This window comes from Vibrio sp. UCD-FRSSP16_30 (assembly GCF_001676025.1).
Classification (GTDB): domain Bacteria; phylum Pseudomonadota; class Gammaproteobacteria; order Enterobacterales; family Vibrionaceae; genus Vibrio.
The window spans coordinates 1-1,633 of sequence record NZ_LZFW01000037.1; the positions used below are offsets into that span (position 1 = coordinate 1).

Consider the following 1,633-nt stretch of genomic DNA (forward strand, 5'->3'; position numbering starts at 1 on the left):
CCACAAAGATGGCAGTGCAACCGCGCATCTTGATACGACCATTTCAAAACCTGTAGTGGATTTGACCAATGGCTCAGACAGTGCCGGCGCGAACACGGCAGGGACTGACACAGATAATTTGACCAAGGACACTAATCCAACGTTTACGTTAGGTAGCATTGACCCTGACGCACAATCAGTAGAAGTGTTCATTGATGGTAGCTCAGTAGGTCAGGCTACTAACACTGGTGGTCAGTGGCACATTCAGGTGGACCATACGAACTCACTTTCAGATGCATCACATGATGTCACAGCGAAGGTGACCGACAAGGCAGGTAACACCAGTACGTCTGATGCATTGACGGTAACCGTTGACACACATACCGACGCCACCGTTGCCATCACCGATGGTACGGCTACGACAGACGCTCATCATGACGCCGTAATTAACCAAGACGAGCAGAGCAAAGCACACATTTCAGGTCAGATTGAAGCGGGTGCGCACCTTGATAGTGTCGTGGTGACGGACAGTAAAGGGAATGCAGTGACGGTTGACACCTCAGCCGTTACAGTTAATCCAAATGGCACTTTTGAGCTTAATGTGGATTTAACCAAAGCCAATGGTGAGTCGGGCGCCGCTTCACAGCTTGTGGATGGTGATTTGAGTGTTGCAATACATTCAACGGATATCGCGGGTAATAGTACAGATGCGATTCCAGCTCATATTCAGTTAGATACCACAACGGCAGTGCCTACGCTCAATGGACTGGCGAACCCAGCGCATAACTCGGATAATACACCACCAATCACGGGCAGTGCAGAGCCTAATGCTATCGTTACCATTAAAGATAATGGCGCGGTGATTGCCACTGTCACAGCGGATAAAACCGGTGACTTTAGCTTTACGCCAGCAAAACCGCTGCCTGATGGGGACCACAGCTTTACTGCCAGTGCGATAGATACCGCAGGGAACCATTCAAAAGACAGTCAGCCATTGATTACGCACATTGATACGACGGCAGGCACGATTGCCATCAATGCTCCTCTTGCGGGTGATAACTGGCTTAATGTGACCGAGCAAGGTCAGCCACTGGAGATATCAGGTACGACTTCAGGCATTGAAGATCATCAAGTGGTGACCGTGAGCTTTAATGGTCAAGATTATACCGCGACTGTTAGCAATAACGCTTGGACACTCTCAGTGCCAGCGACGGATTTATCGGGCATTAAGGATGCGACGCCCCTGCCTATCACAGCGAATGTTATGGATGCAGCAGGTAACCCAGCACCGCAAGCAAGCCATACCATTGATGTGGATTTAAGTACTACCGCATCAATAAGCATCACAGATGGTTTGACCGGCGATGGTGTTATTAATGCAGCAGAGAGCAGTAGTGCACATATTGAGGGAACAGCCGAAGTGGGTGCGACATTATCGGGTTTGAGTATCCATGATAGTGCAGGCAACACGGTTAATATTTCTGCTAAAGATATGCCTAAGGTAGATAGTAATGGTCACTTTAGTTTAGATAATGTAGATGTGAGCAGCCTGACAGACGGTAAGTTGACGGTACAGGTGACTTCAACAGATGCTGCAGGCAACACGACCTCAGCGTCAGGTGATATTACTCTTGATGCTACTGCAGGCACGATA

At 48.9% G+C, this 1,633-nt stretch carries 1 protein-coding gene; it reads left to right on the top strand.

What is annotated here, in order from left to right:
* Positions 1-1,633, top strand: a 1,633-nt coding sequence (locus A9260_RS12455) for an Ig-like domain-containing protein (protein WP_156684055.1), incomplete at both ends; no start/stop codon positions are given.